Below are 15,487 nucleotides of genomic sequence, written 5' to 3'. Positions count from 1 at the left end.
GGTTTAGAAACTACATATAACTAACCTGAATGACAAATTTAACTGAAGGCCAAAAAGCACCAACATTTAAGGAAAAAGATCAGAACGGTAATACTGTTTCGTTGACTGATTACAAAGGCAAAAAAGTGGTTTTGTATTTTTATCCGGAAGACGATACCCCAACCTGCACAGTACAGGCATGCAACCTTAGAGATAACTACAGCCTCCTGAAGAAAAACGGATTTGTTGTTTTAGGGGTTAGTCCTGATGAACCCAAAAAACACAAAAAATTTGAAACAAAATATGATCTGCCTTTTACATTAGTAGCGGATCCCAATCATAGCATTATTGACAAATACGGGGTCTGGGGAGAAAAGCAATTATACGGAAGAACTTATATGGGCCTGCATCGTACTACATTTTTGATTGATGAAAAAGGTATAATCAGAAAAATATTTTTGAAACCCAAAAGCAAAGAACATACTGAAGAAATATTAAAAGCCTGGGAAGAAATTGAGCAAGGTTAAAATAAAAGAAAACAGTTTTTTAGCAAAACTGGCGGCAAAAAAGCTTCACACCACTTCTGTAGCAATGGTATTGGGAAATACCATTCATCTCTATAATACTAAAAAAGAAGATTTTTTAAAAAATGAAAGTTGGGTAAAGCATGAGCTCTGCCATGTACAACAATTCAAGCACTATGGTTTTATAAAATTCATACTGCTGTATCTCTGGGAAAGTATAAAGAACGGATATACTAATAATCGTTTTGAAGTAGAAGCCAGAGCTGCGGAAAAACTATAAGACCCATTCAACCGATTCAAAACCTATTTCTCTATCAAAAGCATCTCTTGTAAGCAGTTTCCCTTCAACATTCACACCCATGATCTTTGTTTCATAAACAAGATTATCCTTACGCAGTTTTACCAATTCGTTCATTCTAAACAAATGTTGATTGTATTCTGTAAGTAATGTCGAAACGCCTGAACTATGAAGTTCTTCTAGCCTTCTAATAATAGAAGCCTGAAGTTCTTTAGCCAAAGCAATCACATTATGCTCTTTACCTGTAATTTGTCTGAGAGAAACAGGGTTTTTCAATGAAGCCTCAAAAACGGTTTGATTAACATTCACACCCACACCGATCACACTCCAGTTCCAGCTATTGCCCCTATTTATATTTTCAATAAGCACCCCCCCTGCCTTTCTGTCACGCCAATAAATATCATTTGGCCATTTTATTTTAGTTTCATCGCCGGCATATCCGTTAAAAAAATCATAACATGCTAAAGCAACTGCTATGGAAAAACTGAATTGCTGATGTGTTTTCAATTGAAAAGGTTCAGCTACAACACTCAAAACAATGTTTTGGCCCTCAGCTGCTTGCCAGTTTTTCCCTCTTTGGCCCTTTCCTGCCGTTTGTTCTACTGCAAAGAATGCATCTCCATGCTTCGCCAATCCTTCATGCACCCTTGCCATGGCATAGTTGTTGGTACTATCTACCGAACTTAGTATTGTAAAGGAATTTTCAATAGAAGTCATAATACACCGATTGACAAAGAAATAGTACTTTTGAGTACCATTGCAATCTACTTATAAAAACAATAAGTTGAAATTGCTACAAAAAATTAGCACATGGCAAAATCCATGTAATATTAAAACCAAAATATAAAGGATTGAGTAAAGAGAAAAAAGTTGCTGCTCCAAAGAAAAGCAGTGTAACAAGATTAACCCGAAGTAGTAAAATTGTTAAAACAATTATTCACGCAATACAGGAGAAAAAAGGCGAAAATATTATTAGCCTTGATCTCCGGAAAATACCGGAAGCTGTTGCAGATTTCTTTATTATCTGCGAAGCAAACAATAATACCTTATTGAAAGCGATCGCCGATTTTGTTGAGAAAGAAGTAAAAGACAAATGTGCCGAAATTCCGTATAAACATGAAGGTAAAATTGCACAGCAATGGATATTGATCGATTACATCAATGTAGTAGTACATATCATGATGCCCGAACCAAGAAAGTTTTATCAACTGGAAGAAATGTGGAGCGATGCTCCCATGATGGAACACAAAGACTAAACTCAATAAAAAATCACCTGATATCTTTTAGAATACTTAAATAAATTATGGCAGATCAAAATAATCAACAAGACCCCAATAAAAAATTCGGCCCGGGAAACACACCTCCTTTTGGAGACGATAATCAACCAAAGAATAAACCCCGTTTTAATATTTACTGGATATATGCTTTGGCCTTTGCGGCCATTATGGTATATGGCTATTATAGAAGCGGTGCAACTGCTGGAATGGAAACAGGCAAATTGAAATTTCTTTCATTTGTAAAACAAGGTGATGTAGAAAAAATCAAGACCATTCGTAATAAAAAAATTGTAAGAGTTTATTTAAACAAAGACAGTATTATTAAAAAAACCGACTTCTATAAAAAAGAACTTGGCCATGATTATGCAGTAGTAGAAAAAATAGCAGAAGGCCAACCACAACTTTACTTCAACATTATAGATGATAAAACATTTTCTGATGATATGCGTAGCTTCTATCAACAGAATCCAACCATCAAACCTGTTGAAGATTCTCCCGATGACGAAGGTGAATTTTTCGGGCAGGTGATCAGCACACTCTTACCTGTTTTATTAATTGGTTTGCTGTTTGTTATGATGATGCGTAAAGTAGGCGGGCCAGGTGGTGCAGGCGGCGGACCAGGTGGTATTTTCAATATAGGAAAATCAAAAGCCACTTTGTTCGATAAAGCATCGAGAGTAAATATCAACTTTGGTGATGTTGCCGGATTAGATGAAGCCAAAGTAGAAGTAATGGAGATTGTTGACTTCTTAAAAAATCCAAAAAAATATACAGCACTTGGCGGTAAAATTCCAAAAGGCGCTTTATTGATAGGCCCTCCGGGTACAGGTAAAACATTATTGGCAAAAGCAGTTGCCGGCGAAGCACAGGTTCCTTTCTTCAGTTTAAGCGGTAGCGATTTTGTTGAAATGTTTGTAGGTGTGGGCGCAAGCCGTGTGAGAGACTTGTTCAAACAAGCAAGAGAAAAAGCTCCGTGTATCATTTTCATTGATGAGATAGATGCCATTGGTAGAGCAAGAGGTAAAAATGTAATGATGAGTAATGATGAGAGAGAAAATACATTGAACCAACTGTTGGTTGAAATGGATGGCTTTGGCACCGATCTTGGAATCATTATACTAGCTGCTACTAACCGTCCGGATGTATTGGATAGTGCATTGCTTCGTCCGGGAAGGTTCGACAGACAAATTTCTATTGATCGTCCAGACCTTGTTGGTAGAGAAGCAATTTTTAAAGTGCATCTTGGTCCGATTAAAACTGTTGGAAATTTAGACATTCATAAAATAGCAGAACAAACATCCGGATTTGCAGGAGCCGACATTGCGAACGTTTGTAATGAAGCGGCCTTGATAGCAGCCCGTAAAAATAAAGAAGCGGTTGATATGCAGGATTTTCAGGATGCTATCGACAGGGTCATCGGTGGGTTGGAAAAGAAAAACAAGATCATCTCTCCTGAAGAAAAAGAGATCATTGCATACCACGAAGCAGGCCATGCTATTTGCGGTTGGTATTTAGAGCATGCATATCCGTTATTAAAAGTTACTGTTGTACCAAGAGGCACTGCTGCATTGGGATATGCTCAATACACTCCGAAAGAACAATACTTGTACAATACTGACCAATTGATGGATCAGATATGTATGACTTTGGGTGGAAGAGCTGCAGAAGATATTTTCTTTGGTAAAATAAGTACAGGTGCAAGTAATGATCTGCAACAGATCACCAAAATTGCATACAGCATGATCACCGTATATGGTATGAATGACAAAGTGGGCAATATCAGTTATTACGATCCTAATCAGGAAAATACTTTTACCAAACCTTTCAGCGAAGAAACAGGAAAGATGATTGATGAAGAGATCAGAAAACTAATTGAAAGAGCCTACATCAGAACAAAGGAATTGCTGACAGAGAAAAAAGGCGATGTGGAATTGCTTGCAAAAGAATTATTGAAAAAAGAAGTGTTATTCAAAAGCGATGTAGAAGCATTGATTGGCAAAAGGCCTTTTGAAGAAAAAAAATTATTAACGGATGAAGAAGCTAAGGGTGCAGTAGCAGAAGCCCCAACCGGAGAGCTTCCTGAAAACGAACTTCATCCACCACAAATATAATTTCAACATGTCTGTAACACCGGCAAAAGAAAATATATTAAAACGAATTAGGCAGGCACTGAGTAATCCGGTGCCTTTGCCTTTTTCTCAAAGCGAAGGGAATAATTCTGTATTCACTGAGCCAACGGATGAACTGGAAGTCATATTCGCACATGAGTTTACAAAGTTGCAAGGTAAGTTTGTTTTTTGTATGGATGAAAATGACCTGCTAATTCAATTGCGTCAACTTATCGATAAAAAAGAATGGACAAAGATATATTGCAACGATAATAGATGGAATAAACAATTCAGCAATACGATCAATTTAGAAACCTGTAACGCATCTATAACAGGTTGCGAATTTTTAGTTGCGAGAACGGGATCCATTGTATTAAGCGCAGCACAACAAGATGGTCGTACAACAAGCGTATATGCCCCGATACATATTTGTGTAGCATTTACCAACCAGTTGGTTTTTGATATAAAGGATGCTTTACAGTCCATCAAAGAAAAATATGCCGGCAATATTCCTTCACTTATAACTTTCGCAAGTGGGCCAAGCCGTACCGCCGATATTGAAAAAACATTGGTAACAGGTGTGCATGGCCCAAAAGAGGTTTACTTGTTTTTAGTAGATACCCCGGCTAAGTCTTAATACTTCTTCTTACTTTTATAGTAAGTTTCAAACTTACTTTAACATTGAATAAAAAAATCTACTTTCTTTCTGATTTTCATTTGGGAGCACCTGATGCAGCTACAAGTTTGCAAAGAGAAAAACGCATTGTTCAATTTCTTGATGAAATAAAAAATTCAGCAGAACAGATCTTCATAGTTGGTGACATGTTCGACTTCTGGTTTGAATACAAAACCGTTGTTCCAAAAGGATATGTGAGATTGCTAGGTAAGCTTGCAGAGCTTACTGATAGCGGCATTCGCATACATTTTTTTGTTGGTAACCACGATATGTGGATGAACAATTATTTCAAAAAAGAGCTGAACATCGATGTTTATTTTGAACCTAAAAACTTTGAGTTCAACGGCAAAAAATTTCAGATCGGACATGGCGATGGTGTTGGTCCGAAAGATCATAAATATAAATTTTTAAAGAAGATATTTAGAAATCCCGTTTGTCAATGGTTGTTTGGCATTATTCCTCCGGCAATTGGCATGGGTATTGCAAATTATTTTTCTACAAGAAGCAGAAATTCAACAACACAGGAACATATTCAAAAGTTTTTGGGGGAAGAGAACGAATGGATATTGATACATTGCAAGGAAGTTTTGCAGAAAGAGCATTTTGATTATTTTATTTTTGGACACAGACATCTGCCTATAGATTTTGCATTGAATGAAAAAAGCAAATACATCAATCTTGGCGAGTGGATCAATTACAACAGCTATGCAGTTTTTGATGGAGAAAACACTAAGTTGGAATATTATACCACAAAACCCTAAAAGGGCTTAAAGACATTATCAATGAAGTTTCTTTTATATTTATTACTTCCTTTTTGCCTTTGTGCCTTTGTAGTCAAAACAACAAATGCTCAAAAAGATTCTTCATTCGTGCTAACCAAAATCATCCCCGGCGAATTTGCTTATTTCACCGTTGATAATTTAAACAACATCTACCTGGTTAATAACAGTAATCAATTAAAAAAACTAAATAGCAATGGAGATAGTGTTGGCGTATTCAACGATGTTCGTAAATATGGAAAGCTAACATCCATAGATGCAACCAATCCTTTAAAACTATTATTGTATTATCAGAATTTTTCTACGATTGTTGTACTGGATAGATTTCTGAATAAACGTAACACGATCAATCTGCGTAGAGAAAATATATTCAAGGTTAAGGCAATCACAACATCTTACGATGGCAATATTTGGCTGTTCGACGAAGGTGACGGGAAGCTAAAAAAAATTGATGATAACGGGGACGTACTCAGCGAAACCATTGATTTCAGGCAAATATTTGATACACTTCCGGCTCCGGAAAAAATTATAGACAGGGACAATTTTGTGTATCTGTATGACCGCAATAAAGGCTTTTACATTTTTGATTATTATGGAGCCCTAAAAAGCAATATCCCTTTTTTACATTGGAAAAATGTAGAAGTATTTAATAAAGATCTTTATGGATTTGGAGATACCTGTTTATACAAATACCCGCTGGAATCTTTGAATTTAAAAGAATATGCTTTACCTGCATCTTTTTCAAACACATCCGAAATTGAAATTGAAAACAATAAGGTATATCTGTTAAAACGCGACGGATTAGAGATATATAAAGTTCAGTAATTTTGCTCATGAATTTTTTAGACGAGATACATTTCAACAACACCATTCGCAGTTATATTATTGTTGGCACAACAATATTAGTTGTACTGCTTTTAAAAAGATATTTGTCGAGATATATTGCTGCACTATGCTACAGGTTGGTACACAGAATTTGGTCAACCATTGAAAAAAGAACATTTGTTGATCTTGTTGTTGAACCACTGGAATGGTTTCTCGTTATTTTCATTTCCATTTTTGCAATTGATAAACTTAATTTTCCGCAGGCCCTTGAATATGATATTTACGGACACACCACCCGTGATATTGCATCAAGACTTGGTATCGGTATCATCATCATTGCGTTTACTTGGTTGTTATTGCGTTTTGTAGATTTTGTTGCAATGGTAATGGAGCATAAAGCCAATCTTACTGCCGATACAAGAGATGATCAACTTATTGTTTTCTTCAGAGATTTTTTAAAAGTAATCATTGGTGTAATTGGTGTTTTATTAATTATCAAAGCCTGTTTTCATCAACCTATTGGCCAATTATTAACCGGCCTGAGCATTGTCGGTGCCGCATTAGCACTTGCCGCCAAAGAAAGTTTAGAAAACCTCATCGCTTCTTTTATCATCTTTTTTGATAAACCATTTTTCACAGGCGACATAGTAAAAGTAAATACAGTTACAGGTAAAGTTGAACATATTGGTTTACGCAGCACCCGTATCCGTACTACCGATAAAACATTGGTTACTGTACCCAATAAACAAATGGTTGACACTATGGTTGATAACTTCAGCATGCGTACAAACAGAAGAGCAGAAATAAAATTAGAACTATCATCAAAAACATCATTGGCCCTTACACAAGCATTAACTGAGGCTATAAAAAAATCATTGGCAGCAAGAGAAGATCAAATATCATCTCACTCAGTGTTTGTAAAAGACATCAGCAGAAATGGCATTGTAGTTACGGTAGAATATTTTACACAACCATTTTCAATGGATGAATTTGATACACTTAAACAAACCATCAACTTTGAAATAAAAAAAATGCTGGAAGAGAATGAGATCAATTTTGCCGGAGAAGTAAATACAATTGCCATAAACAACGATATCAGAGAACACGAATAATTTCCGCTAACTCTTTATCCCATTTACCGGTTTTACCATATTCGACAACCCTGCCCATTTCCTTACCCTCTTTCATAATGATAATGGTTGGTACAGCCGTAATATTGAATGCTTCGGCAATATGACCCAACGCCACTTTCTTTCTGTTCACACCGAATAAAGTAATAGAAGAATCAGGAATGCCGGACATCTCCTGCAGTTTAAAGAACTTTGGCAGTATATATTGAGTATCGTCACACCAGGTGCCGCCAAAGATCACAAACTGAATTGTATCTTTTGCTTTTTCAAAACTTTTCAGCACAGCTGAATCGGGAGCATACCCTTGTTGATTTTGTTTATACCATTTTGCAAATTCGGGAGTATTCTGCAATAAATATTTATCGATCGTTCCTCGGTAGATGGTTACTTCAGGATGTTTGGGGTCCTGACTTATTTCGTACTCTACCTGAGCAAAAATTGTGTGAGAAAAAAATAATATAAGAAGTGTAAAAAATGTTCTCATAGAATCCCGTGTATAAAACATTCGTGAAAGTTAGTGCAATTCCTGGCTTATAGATTCGCCTTTAGCTCCAATAAAAACCCTTTCATTTTTTTTAGGGCATCAATGGCAGCAAATTTTTCTTCTGCCTTTTTATTTTGTTTGATGAAATCTTTAGCACCCTGCATGGTGTATTTTTTTTCTCTCATCAAATGGTAGATCAACTGAATGTTTTTAATATCCTCCGGACGAAACAACCTGTCGCCCTTACCGTTCTTCTTCGGCTTTAAGATATCAAACTCATTCTCCCAAAGACGTATCAACGACTGGTTCACTTTAAACATATCTGCCACCTTGCCAATAGAGTAATACATTTTAGAGAACAACTCCTCATCATCCGGTACGTTCACCAGTTCTACACCTGCATTCATCTCTTCAATACTCTTTCTACCTCTGGTAGATTTTACCTTGGGTCTTGGAATTACTACAGACTCTACAACTACTTTCGGCTCTTTCTTTTTAGCAACAGCTTTCTTCTTCTCCTGCAAGGGTTGCTGCGGAGAATCATCAAAAAAATCAAATGCTATTTGTGAAAGTGCCATTAAAAAAGTTTAATAGTAGTAATGCCGATGAACGGATTGTGACACAACGATGATGCCATGAAAAACTACTGCTGGTATAAAAATAATAATAATAATTAGAAATACTGCATCAATAACACCCCTTTAGGGGATGGGGGCAACAATCCTAATCGAAGCTCTTAGCACTACCCGTTGCAGCAAGCTTCAATAATCTGTCATATTGTTCTGCATTTAAATCGTTGTAGAAAAAGTAAACAGGATCAACCGGCGAACCATTGATGTGTACTTCATAGTGACAATGTGGTCCTGTACTGGCTCCGGTGCTACCCACCCACCCGATCACTTCGCCACGTTTTACATGCTGTCCATCACGAACTTTAATGCGTACCATGTGCATGTATACGGTCTCGTAACCATACCCGTGATTAATGATCACATGGTTACCTGTGCCGTTACCTACCCCTGCAGTTGTTACAGTGCCATCACCCGTTGCGTAGATCGGTGTACCCTGAGGTGCCGTAAAGTCAAGCCCATTATGCATTTTAGGAATACCGTAAATAGGATGTATCCTCATACCAAAACCACTGGCAATTCTTGTAAGATCTTTATTACTTAGTGGTTGTATAGCCGGAATACTCGATAATTTAGCCTCCTGATTATTGATCAACTTTTCAATACCATCATAACTGGTTCGCTGATACGAAATTCGTGCAGCTATATTGTTCAAACTATTGGCTATTTCATTACTCAGTTGATCGTCATTCAATGCTTCTACTTTATCCAGTTCCTTTTTCTTTTCTATCAATTTCACCCTCATACTATCCGGCACAGGGTTGGCCTCAAAAATACTCCGGTAAACTTCATTGTCTCTTTTCTCCAGCTGAGCTATCTGATCCTGAAGGGTTTTTACCTCACTTTTCAGCGTAGCATAATTTTCCTTCATCGAATTATATCGGTACTCCATTACTTTATCCGTAGGGCGGGGAACAAATCTTGTGTACACCCAAATAACCAATGCCGAGCTTACCAATAATGCGGAAACGAAACCAAAAACCCTTAGTAGCCGCACTCTCAGCGGCGTTACAAGCTTTTCGTAACGAAGCGTATTAGTATTATAGAAGTATTTAATTTTTTTCATGCTCAATTTCTGCCTTCGGCAAAAAATGTTGGTTTTTGGTTTCGGTCCGGGCTTTAGTACCAATGGCAACATCGTTGCGTCGCACACTTGTACAGTTTACCATTATTCAGCCCTAAAAAATGGCTGTTTTCGTTACCTTTGTGCCCACTTCTCAAAAGTGTACAAATATAGACCGTTAAATTCCAAAAATCAACCCAAAAAATACAAAGGTTATTATGACTGCAGCTGAGATAAGACAACAGTTTCTTGATTTCTTCAAATCGAAAGGACATACGATCGTGCCTTCAGCACCCGTTGTGCTGAAAGATGACCCTACTTTGCTTTTCACTAACGCAGGTATGAACCAGTTCAAAGATTATTTTTTGGGTAACAAACCGGCTCCTTCTCCACGTATTGCAGATACACAAAAATGTTTAAGGGTTAGTGGCAAACATAACGATTTGGAAGAAGTAGGAGTTGACACTTATCACCATACGCTTTTTGAAATGTTAGGCAACTGGAGCTTTGGCGACTATTTTAAAGCCGAAGCCATAGCTTGGAGTTGGGAATTACTAACTGAAGTGTACAAATTGGATAAAGACCGTTTATACGTTACCGTTTTTGAAGGAGATGAAAAAGAAGGCTTACCACCATCTAAAATTGCATTAGCAGAATGGAAAAAAATACTGCCAGAAGAGAGAATTATTTTTGGAAATAAAAAAGATAATTTTTGGGAGATGGGAGATACTGGTCCATGTGGTCCTTGTACTGAAATACATGTCGATTGCAGAAGCAACGAAGAAAGAGTAAAAATACCTGGTAAAGATTTAGTTAACAATGATCATCCGCAAGTTATAGAAATCTGGAACAATGTATTTATTCAGTATAACCGAAAAAAAGACGGAACGCTTGAACCATTACCTGCTACACATGTTGATACTGGCATGGGATTCGAACGTTTGGTAAGAGTATTACAAGGCAAACAAAGCAATTACGATACCGATGTTTTCACAGGCACCCTTGCAGCAATAGAAAAAATTACCAACAAAAAATATACTGCCGGAGATGATAAAGAAAGCATTGCTTTCCGTGTTTTGGCAGATCATATAAGAGCCATATCTTTCACTATTGCAGATGGGCAGTTGCCATCAAACACAGGTGCAGGCTATGTTATACGCCGAATCCTTCGTAGAGCAGTTCGTTATTATTATTCTTATTTAGATTACAAACAACCTTTGCTACATCAATTGTTGCCGGTTATTGCAAAACAATTCGAAAATGTTTTTCCAGAGTTGAATGCACAGAAAGATTTTGTAGGCAAAGTAATTAAAGAAGAAGAAGAGGCATTTTTAAGAACATTAGATAAAGGATTAAAAAAGATCGATGAAGTAATTGCATCTTCGCAATCATCCAAAACAATTAACGGTGCAGCAGCTTTTGAATTGTTAGATACATTTGGTTTCCCAATTGACCTTACAAGATTGATCGCTTCTGAAAATAATTTATCTGTTGATGAAGTAGGTTTTGAAAAAGAAATGCAAGAACAAAAAAATCGCAGTCGCTCCGCATCAGCATTAGATACAGAAGACTGGGTAACACTTATTGAAAATGTTGCAAATAAATTCGTAGGCTACGATAGTTTAGAAACAAAAAGTAAGATCGTTAAGTATAGAAAAGTTTCAGGCAAAGGAAAAGAATTGTACCAATTGGTTTTGGACACAACTCCATTCTATGCTGAAAGCGGCGGGCAGGTTGGAGACAGAGGAGAGTTAATAATTAAAAATGAAAAACTAAAAATCGTTGACACCAAAAAGGAAAACGATTTAATTATTCATTTCACGGAGTCTATTCCTGATGATCTAACTGGGGAGGTCATCGCAAAAGTTGATGCAGAAAGAAGAAAAAACATTACAGTACACCATAGTGCTACGCATTTGCTGCAGGCAGCCCTACAACAAGTATTGGGCAAACACATTGCACAAAAAGGAAGTTTAAATAACGACGAAAATTTACGTTTCGACTTCAGTCATTTTGCTAAAGTAACCGATGAAGAAATTTCGAAAGTTGAACAAATAGTAAATGAAAAGATCAGAGCTAATATCCCGGTTGTAATTAAAGAGATGAGTAAAGATGAAGCAATTGCAATGGGTGCAATGGCTTTGTTTGGCGAAAAATATGGCGATAAAGTGAGAGTGGTTATCATGGATCCGGCGTACTCGATCGAGTTATGCGGTGGTACACATGTTGGTAGCACAGGAGAATTAGGTTTGTTCAAAATAACTTCTGAAAGTGCCGTTGCTGCAGGTGTTCGTCGTATAGAAGCAGTTTGTGGTATTGCTGCAGAAACATTAGTAAGCAATACATTCGCTGAGATCAACACTATTAAAGGCCTATTAAAAAATCCAAAAGACATTAACAAGTCTATCGAAAATTTATTAGCCGAAAACAATACACTCAGCAAACGTATTGAAGGATTAGAAGCAAGACAATTAGTTGGCATTCGCAATGAGCTATTGCAAAAAGACGAGATCATCAACAACATCAATTTCGTTGGAGATATTATTGAAGTAAGCAATGCCGATGCTCTAAAGAAGCTTTGCTTTGACCTGAAAAATCATTTAAACAATCACGTAGCAGTGCTTTGTACTAATATTGACGGCAAGGCATTTGTTGCCGTAAGTATTGCCGATACAGTTGTTGCTGCTAAAGGACTAGATGCTGGCAAGATCATTAAAGAGCATATCTCTCCATTGATCAAAGGTGGTGGTGGCGGACAAAAAAACCTTGCTACAGCAGGCGGACAAAACGTTGCCAATTTGAAAGACGTTATAGAGAAAGTAAAATCATTATTATAGTCTTCACAAACGGACGAAGTTTTGAAAACTTCGTCCGTTTTTTACTCAATCATTCTTACTATGATCAATTATAATCCCAAAGAGTGGTTCTCCTTTATCTTTCGTTTACACAAAGCGGATACATTCAGAAAATTGTTTCCACTTATTCTTGGTATATGTGCTTACTCGGGCATCATTGCATTTCTTGAAAAAGAATATTTTCAATTATCAGCCAATAGTTATGTAAAGAATATTCCTGTAATGCACAGTCTGCTTGGCTTTGCCATTTCTATGTTGTTGGTATTCCGTACCAACACTGCTTACGATCGTTGGTGGGAAGGAAGAAAACTTTGGGGTGCATTGGTAAATAACAGCAGAAACCTGGCTATTAAATTAGCAGCCATACTTCCGGAAAATGATGAAGAGAACCGTAGTTTTTTCCGAACTGTTATTCCTGCTTATGCTGCCACTTTACGCAGTCATTTAGGTTCTGAAAAAACAAGAATTGAATTATTTGCTGAAGATAAAGCCCATCCTTTATTGAATGCCATTGATGAAAGCAAACATTTGCCCAATCAGATCGCAGCATCTATTTTCAAAAAAATACAAGAGCTCTATCAGCAAAAGATCATCACCGGCGATCAACTCATATTTTTGAATACAGAGTTGCAATCTTTTACAGATATCTGCGGCGCTTGCGAAAGAATTAAGAACACTCCAATTCCTTTTTCTTATAGCGTTTTCATAAAAAAATTCATTTTCATTTATGTGATGACATTGCCGTTTGGATATGTATTCAATCTTGGTTACTATGTTATTCCTGTGGTTGCATTTATCTTTTATGTGCTGGCAAGTTTGGAATTAATTGCTGAAGAAATTGAAGATCCTTTTGGTGGCGATGAGAACGATGTGCCTACGGATAAAATTTCAGAAAACATTCGTAGGTCTGTAAATGAGCTCATATAACCTTAAAATAGCTTTCTATGAACATTTTATTTGAAACACCACGTTTAGTATTTCGTCAGTTCACAAAAACTGATGCTGAATTATTACTAGACCTCAACAGCTCACCTGAAGTTGTTAAATATGTTCATGAACCCGTTTTACAAACAATAGAGCAGGCTGAAAATATTTTGGTCAATATCATCTTACCACAATACGAAAATAATTTAGGCAGATGGGCCATGTACTTAAAAAGCAACAACGAGTTTATAGGGTGGTGTGGTTTAAAATATATTAAAGAAGATGATGAGATTGATCTTGGTTATCGCATCTTTGAAAAATACTGGGGCAATGGTTATGCTTCTGAAGCTGCCGCCGCAACAATTGAATACGGCTTAAAAAAATTAAATCTATCCACTATCATAGCCAAAGCACATATAGATAATATCGCATCCTGGAAAATTCTTGAAAAAATAGGTATGCAATATTTAAAAGAAACTAATGACTGCGATGGTAGAACTAAGGTTTATATAATTACTAAGTGATAGAATCACGGATTACATGGATTAAAACTGATCTTCACAGATAAATCCGTTTTAATCCGTCAAAATCTGCAACATCTGCGTTCCCATCTCCCATAAAATTTTGTTAAAGCCCTAAAATTATCTGCGAAAGATTTCGTAATTCAAATTTTCTTTCTATTTTTGATCTACTAAAGGCTTCGTACATAAAAATAAACATTATGAAAAAAATATTAATTACCACTGCTGTATTGGCTTTTATCGGTTTCCCTACTTGTTTGTGGGCACAGGAAGATGTAAAAAAAGACAATGAAACTGAAGAAGTTGTTATTCGAAAAAAAGGCGATAAAGAAATGAATGTAACCGTTGAGATCAAAGGAGACAAAGTGATTGTTAACGGCAAACCATTGGCCGAATTCAAAGATGATCAGATAACCATCAACAAACGCAAAATGATCATTCGTGATGGCGATGATATGATGTCCTTTGATCTTGGTCCGGGCGGACAATCATTCAACTTGAATGAAGATTTTATGGACCAATGGGGTGAAGAGAGCAGACCTTTTTTAGGTGTAACGACTGAAAAGAAAGATAAAGGTGTAAAAATTACTGAAGTAATTGAAGGAAGTGCCGCTGAAAAAGCGGGGCTGCAAGAAGGCGACATCATTACAAAAATTGACGACGAACAAGTAACTACCAGCGCCGGTCTTTCAAAGATCATAGGTGCAAAAAAAGTGAAAGATGAAATAACAGTGTACTATTTGCGTAAAGGTAAAAAAGCCAATGTTAAAGCAACTTTGGGAGAAAAGAAAGAAAAAAGATCAATGTCATTTTCTTTCAAAGGAAACCCGAATGATATGATGAAGCATTTCCCTTTTCCACCAGCTCCTCCAATGCCGCCGGATATGGAAGGATTTGAAGATGGTGAGGAAAACATGCTTAAACAATTTCACTTCAATGATAATATGCCTCGTCAGCAAAAACTCGGATTAAAAATTAAGGATACGGAAGAGGGTGGTAATGTGAAAGTAATTGACGTAGTTGATGAATCAGCAGCAGCCAACGCAGGGTTAATGGAAGGTGATATCATTACAGAAATCAACGGGAATAAGATCAATAACACTGATGATGCAAGAGAACAATTAAAGCCAACAGAAGGAAAAACCAATTATAGCATTAAAGCTAAAAGAGAGGGTAAAGAAATGAGCTTCGAAGTAAAGATCCCTAAAAAACTAAAAACAGCCGATCTGTAAAAATTCTCTTATAGCTTAGGGTCAGGCGTCAATTCGGGTAACCGTTTGACGCTTTTTTGTTTTATCTCACAGAGATGCACAGATTAGCTTCGAATTGATTTGCGTTCGATGCATCGCCTTTTTGTTGCATATCTCTGTGAGATAACCCTAAAAATCATACAAATCATACCTAATCCTTATTTA

16 protein-coding genes are annotated in these 15,487 nt (G+C 36.7%); 12 read left to right on the top strand and 4 right to left on the bottom strand.

Annotated elements, in window-relative coordinates:
- Nucleotides 1–29: 29 nt before the first annotated feature.
- Both bcp and ACQ33O_RS04495 read left to right on the top strand, forming a co-directional pair.
- Entirely contained in the window at nt 30–506 is a 477-nt protein-coding gene (gene bcp, locus ACQ33O_RS04500; RefSeq protein ID WP_430994368.1) for a thioredoxin-dependent thiol peroxidase, read from the top strand.
- The gene (locus ACQ33O_RS04495; RefSeq protein WP_430994367.1) at nt 493–783 is read left to right on the top strand and encodes a DUF4157 domain-containing protein; all 291 of its coding nucleotides are present in this window, start codon (nt 493–495) and stop codon (nt 781–783) included. Before bcp ends, ACQ33O_RS04495 begins: the two co-directional genes overlap by 14 nt.
- On the opposite strand, the gene ACQ33O_RS04490 is transcribed toward ACQ33O_RS04495, so the two are convergent.
- Entirely contained in the window at nt 778–1,518 is a 741-nt protein-coding gene (locus ACQ33O_RS04490) for a biotin--[acetyl-CoA-carboxylase] ligase (RefSeq protein ID WP_430994366.1), read from the bottom strand. The two genes, ACQ33O_RS04495 and ACQ33O_RS04490, sit on opposite strands and share 6 nt — an antisense overlap.
- 134 nt (nt 1,519–1,652) lie before the next feature.
- On the opposite strand from ACQ33O_RS04490, the gene rsfS reads away from it, so the two are divergent.
- From rsfS to ACQ33O_RS04460, 6 genes are read left to right on the top strand one after another with little or no spacing between them, the layout of a single operon-like run.
- The gene (rsfS, locus tag ACQ33O_RS04485) at nt 1,653–2,057 is read left to right on the top strand and encodes a ribosome silencing factor (RefSeq protein ID WP_430994365.1); all 405 of its coding nucleotides are present in this window, start codon (nt 1,653–1,655) and stop codon (nt 2,055–2,057) included.
- 47 nt (nt 2,058–2,104) lie between these two features.
- Nucleotides 2,105–4,189 carry an ATP-dependent zinc metalloprotease FtsH gene (gene ftsH, locus ACQ33O_RS04480; RefSeq protein WP_430994364.1) on the top strand — a complete coding sequence of 695 codons (2,085 nt, stop codon included), beginning with the start codon at nt 2,105–2,107 and terminating at the stop codon, nt 4,187–4,189.
- Between the two features lie 7 nt (nt 4,190–4,196).
- Nucleotides 4,197–4,823, top strand: a complete 627-nt coding sequence (locus ACQ33O_RS04475) for a LutC/YkgG family protein (protein WP_430994363.1) — start codon at nt 4,197–4,199, stop codon at nt 4,821–4,823.
- Between the two features lie 44 nt (nt 4,824–4,867).
- Nucleotides 4,868–5,623: a UDP-2,3-diacylglucosamine diphosphatase gene (locus tag ACQ33O_RS04470; protein ID WP_430994362.1), complete on the top strand. Its 756-nt coding sequence runs from the start codon at nt 4,868–4,870 to the stop codon at nt 5,621–5,623.
- Between the two features lie 21 nt (nt 5,624–5,644).
- Nucleotides 5,645–6,466 (top strand): hypothetical protein, encoded by an 822-nt coding sequence (locus ACQ33O_RS04465; RefSeq protein WP_430994361.1) that lies wholly within the window; start codon nt 5,645–5,647, stop codon nt 6,464–6,466.
- 8 nt (nt 6,467–6,474) lie between these two features.
- A complete protein-coding gene (locus tag ACQ33O_RS04460) occupies nt 6,475–7,578 on the top strand; it encodes a mechanosensitive ion channel family protein (protein ID WP_430994360.1) in 1,104 nt (367 codons plus the stop codon).
- Here ACQ33O_RS04460 and ACQ33O_RS04455 read toward each other — a convergent pair.
- The 3 genes from ACQ33O_RS04455 to ACQ33O_RS04445 form a co-directional block, all read right to left on the bottom strand.
- Nucleotides 7,562–8,080 carry a thioredoxin family protein gene (locus ACQ33O_RS04455; protein ID WP_430994359.1) on the bottom strand — a complete coding sequence of 173 codons (519 nt, stop codon included), beginning with the start codon at nt 8,078–8,080 and terminating at the stop codon, nt 7,562–7,564. The two genes, ACQ33O_RS04460 and ACQ33O_RS04455, sit on opposite strands and share 17 nt — an antisense overlap.
- Nucleotides 8,081–8,127: 47 nt before the next feature.
- On the bottom strand, nt 8,128–8,658 hold the full coding sequence (locus tag ACQ33O_RS04450) for a MerR family transcriptional regulator (RefSeq protein WP_430994358.1): 531 nt from the start codon (nt 8,656–8,658) through the stop codon (nt 8,128–8,130).
- Between the two features lie 145 nt (nt 8,659–8,803).
- Nucleotides 8,804–9,775 (bottom strand): peptidoglycan DD-metalloendopeptidase family protein, encoded by a 972-nt coding sequence (locus ACQ33O_RS04445; protein WP_430994357.1) that lies wholly within the window; start codon nt 9,773–9,775, stop codon nt 8,804–8,806.
- Between the two features lie 215 nt (nt 9,776–9,990).
- Between ACQ33O_RS04445 and alaS the strand changes: the two genes are divergently transcribed.
- The 4 genes from alaS to ACQ33O_RS04425 all read left to right on the top strand — a co-directional run bounded on the left by alaS (nt 9,991) and on the right by ACQ33O_RS04425 (nt 15,304).
- Nucleotides 9,991–12,609, top strand: a complete 2,619-nt coding sequence (gene alaS, locus ACQ33O_RS04440; protein ID WP_430994356.1) for an alanine--tRNA ligase — start codon at nt 9,991–9,993, stop codon at nt 12,607–12,609.
- Nucleotides 12,610–12,630: 21 nt separating this feature from the next.
- Entirely contained in the window at nt 12,631–13,554 is a 924-nt protein-coding gene (locus ACQ33O_RS04435; RefSeq protein ID WP_430994355.1) for a bestrophin family protein, read from the top strand.
- A 17-nt stretch (nt 13,555–13,571) separates the two neighbouring features.
- A complete protein-coding gene (locus ACQ33O_RS04430) occupies nt 13,572–14,075 on the top strand; it encodes a GNAT family N-acetyltransferase (RefSeq protein WP_430994354.1) in 504 nt (167 codons plus the stop codon).
- Between the two features lie 197 nt (nt 14,076–14,272).
- Nucleotides 14,273–15,304, top strand: coding sequence for a PDZ domain-containing protein (locus ACQ33O_RS04425; RefSeq protein WP_430994353.1), 1,032 nt, complete (start codon nt 14,273–14,275; stop codon nt 15,302–15,304).
- Nucleotides 15,305–15,487 lie beyond the last annotated feature (183 nt).

The organism is Ferruginibacter sp. SUN002 (assembly GCF_050611725.1).
In the GTDB taxonomy this organism is placed as follows: domain Bacteria; phylum Bacteroidota; class Bacteroidia; order Chitinophagales; family Chitinophagaceae; genus Ferruginibacter.
Note: the sequence above shows the minus strand (reverse complement) of the source record. Positions and strands in the feature narration are given on the sequence as shown.

Excerpts from the sequence above, each read along its gene's own strand:
- bcp (WP_430994368.1), top strand. The coding sequence starts at position 30 with ATGACAAATTTAACTGAAGGCCAAAAAGCACCAACATTTAAGGAAAAA.
- ACQ33O_RS04490 (WP_430994366.1), bottom strand. The coding sequence starts at position 1,518 with ATGACTTCTATTGAAAATTCCTTTACAATACTAAGTTCGGTAGATAGT.
- ftsH (WP_430994364.1), top strand. The coding sequence starts at position 2,105 with ATGGCAGATCAAAATAATCAACAAGACCCCAATAAAAAATTCGGCCCG.
- ACQ33O_RS04475 (WP_430994363.1), top strand. The coding sequence starts at position 4,197 with ATGTCTGTAACACCGGCAAAAGAAAATATATTAAAACGAATTAGGCAG.
- ACQ33O_RS04465 (WP_430994361.1), top strand. The coding sequence starts at position 5,645 with ATGAAGTTTCTTTTATATTTATTACTTCCTTTTTGCCTTTGTGCCTTT.
- ACQ33O_RS04460 (WP_430994360.1), top strand. The coding sequence starts at position 6,475 with ATGAATTTTTTAGACGAGATACATTTCAACAACACCATTCGCAGTTAT.
- ACQ33O_RS04455 (WP_430994359.1), bottom strand. The coding sequence starts at position 8,080 with ATGAGAACATTTTTTACACTTCTTATATTATTTTTTTCTCACACAATT.
- ACQ33O_RS04450 (WP_430994358.1), bottom strand. The coding sequence starts at position 8,658 with ATGGCACTTTCACAAATAGCATTTGATTTTTTTGATGATTCTCCGCAG.
- ACQ33O_RS04445 (WP_430994357.1), bottom strand. The coding sequence starts at position 9,775 with ATGAAAAAAATTAAATACTTCTATAATACTAATACGCTTCGTTACGAA.
- alaS (WP_430994356.1), top strand. The coding sequence starts at position 9,991 with ATGACTGCAGCTGAGATAAGACAACAGTTTCTTGATTTCTTCAAATCG.
- ACQ33O_RS04430 (WP_430994354.1), top strand. The coding sequence starts at position 13,572 with ATGAACATTTTATTTGAAACACCACGTTTAGTATTTCGTCAGTTCACA.
- ACQ33O_RS04425 (WP_430994353.1), top strand. The coding sequence starts at position 14,273 with ATGAAAAAAATATTAATTACCACTGCTGTATTGGCTTTTATCGGTTTC.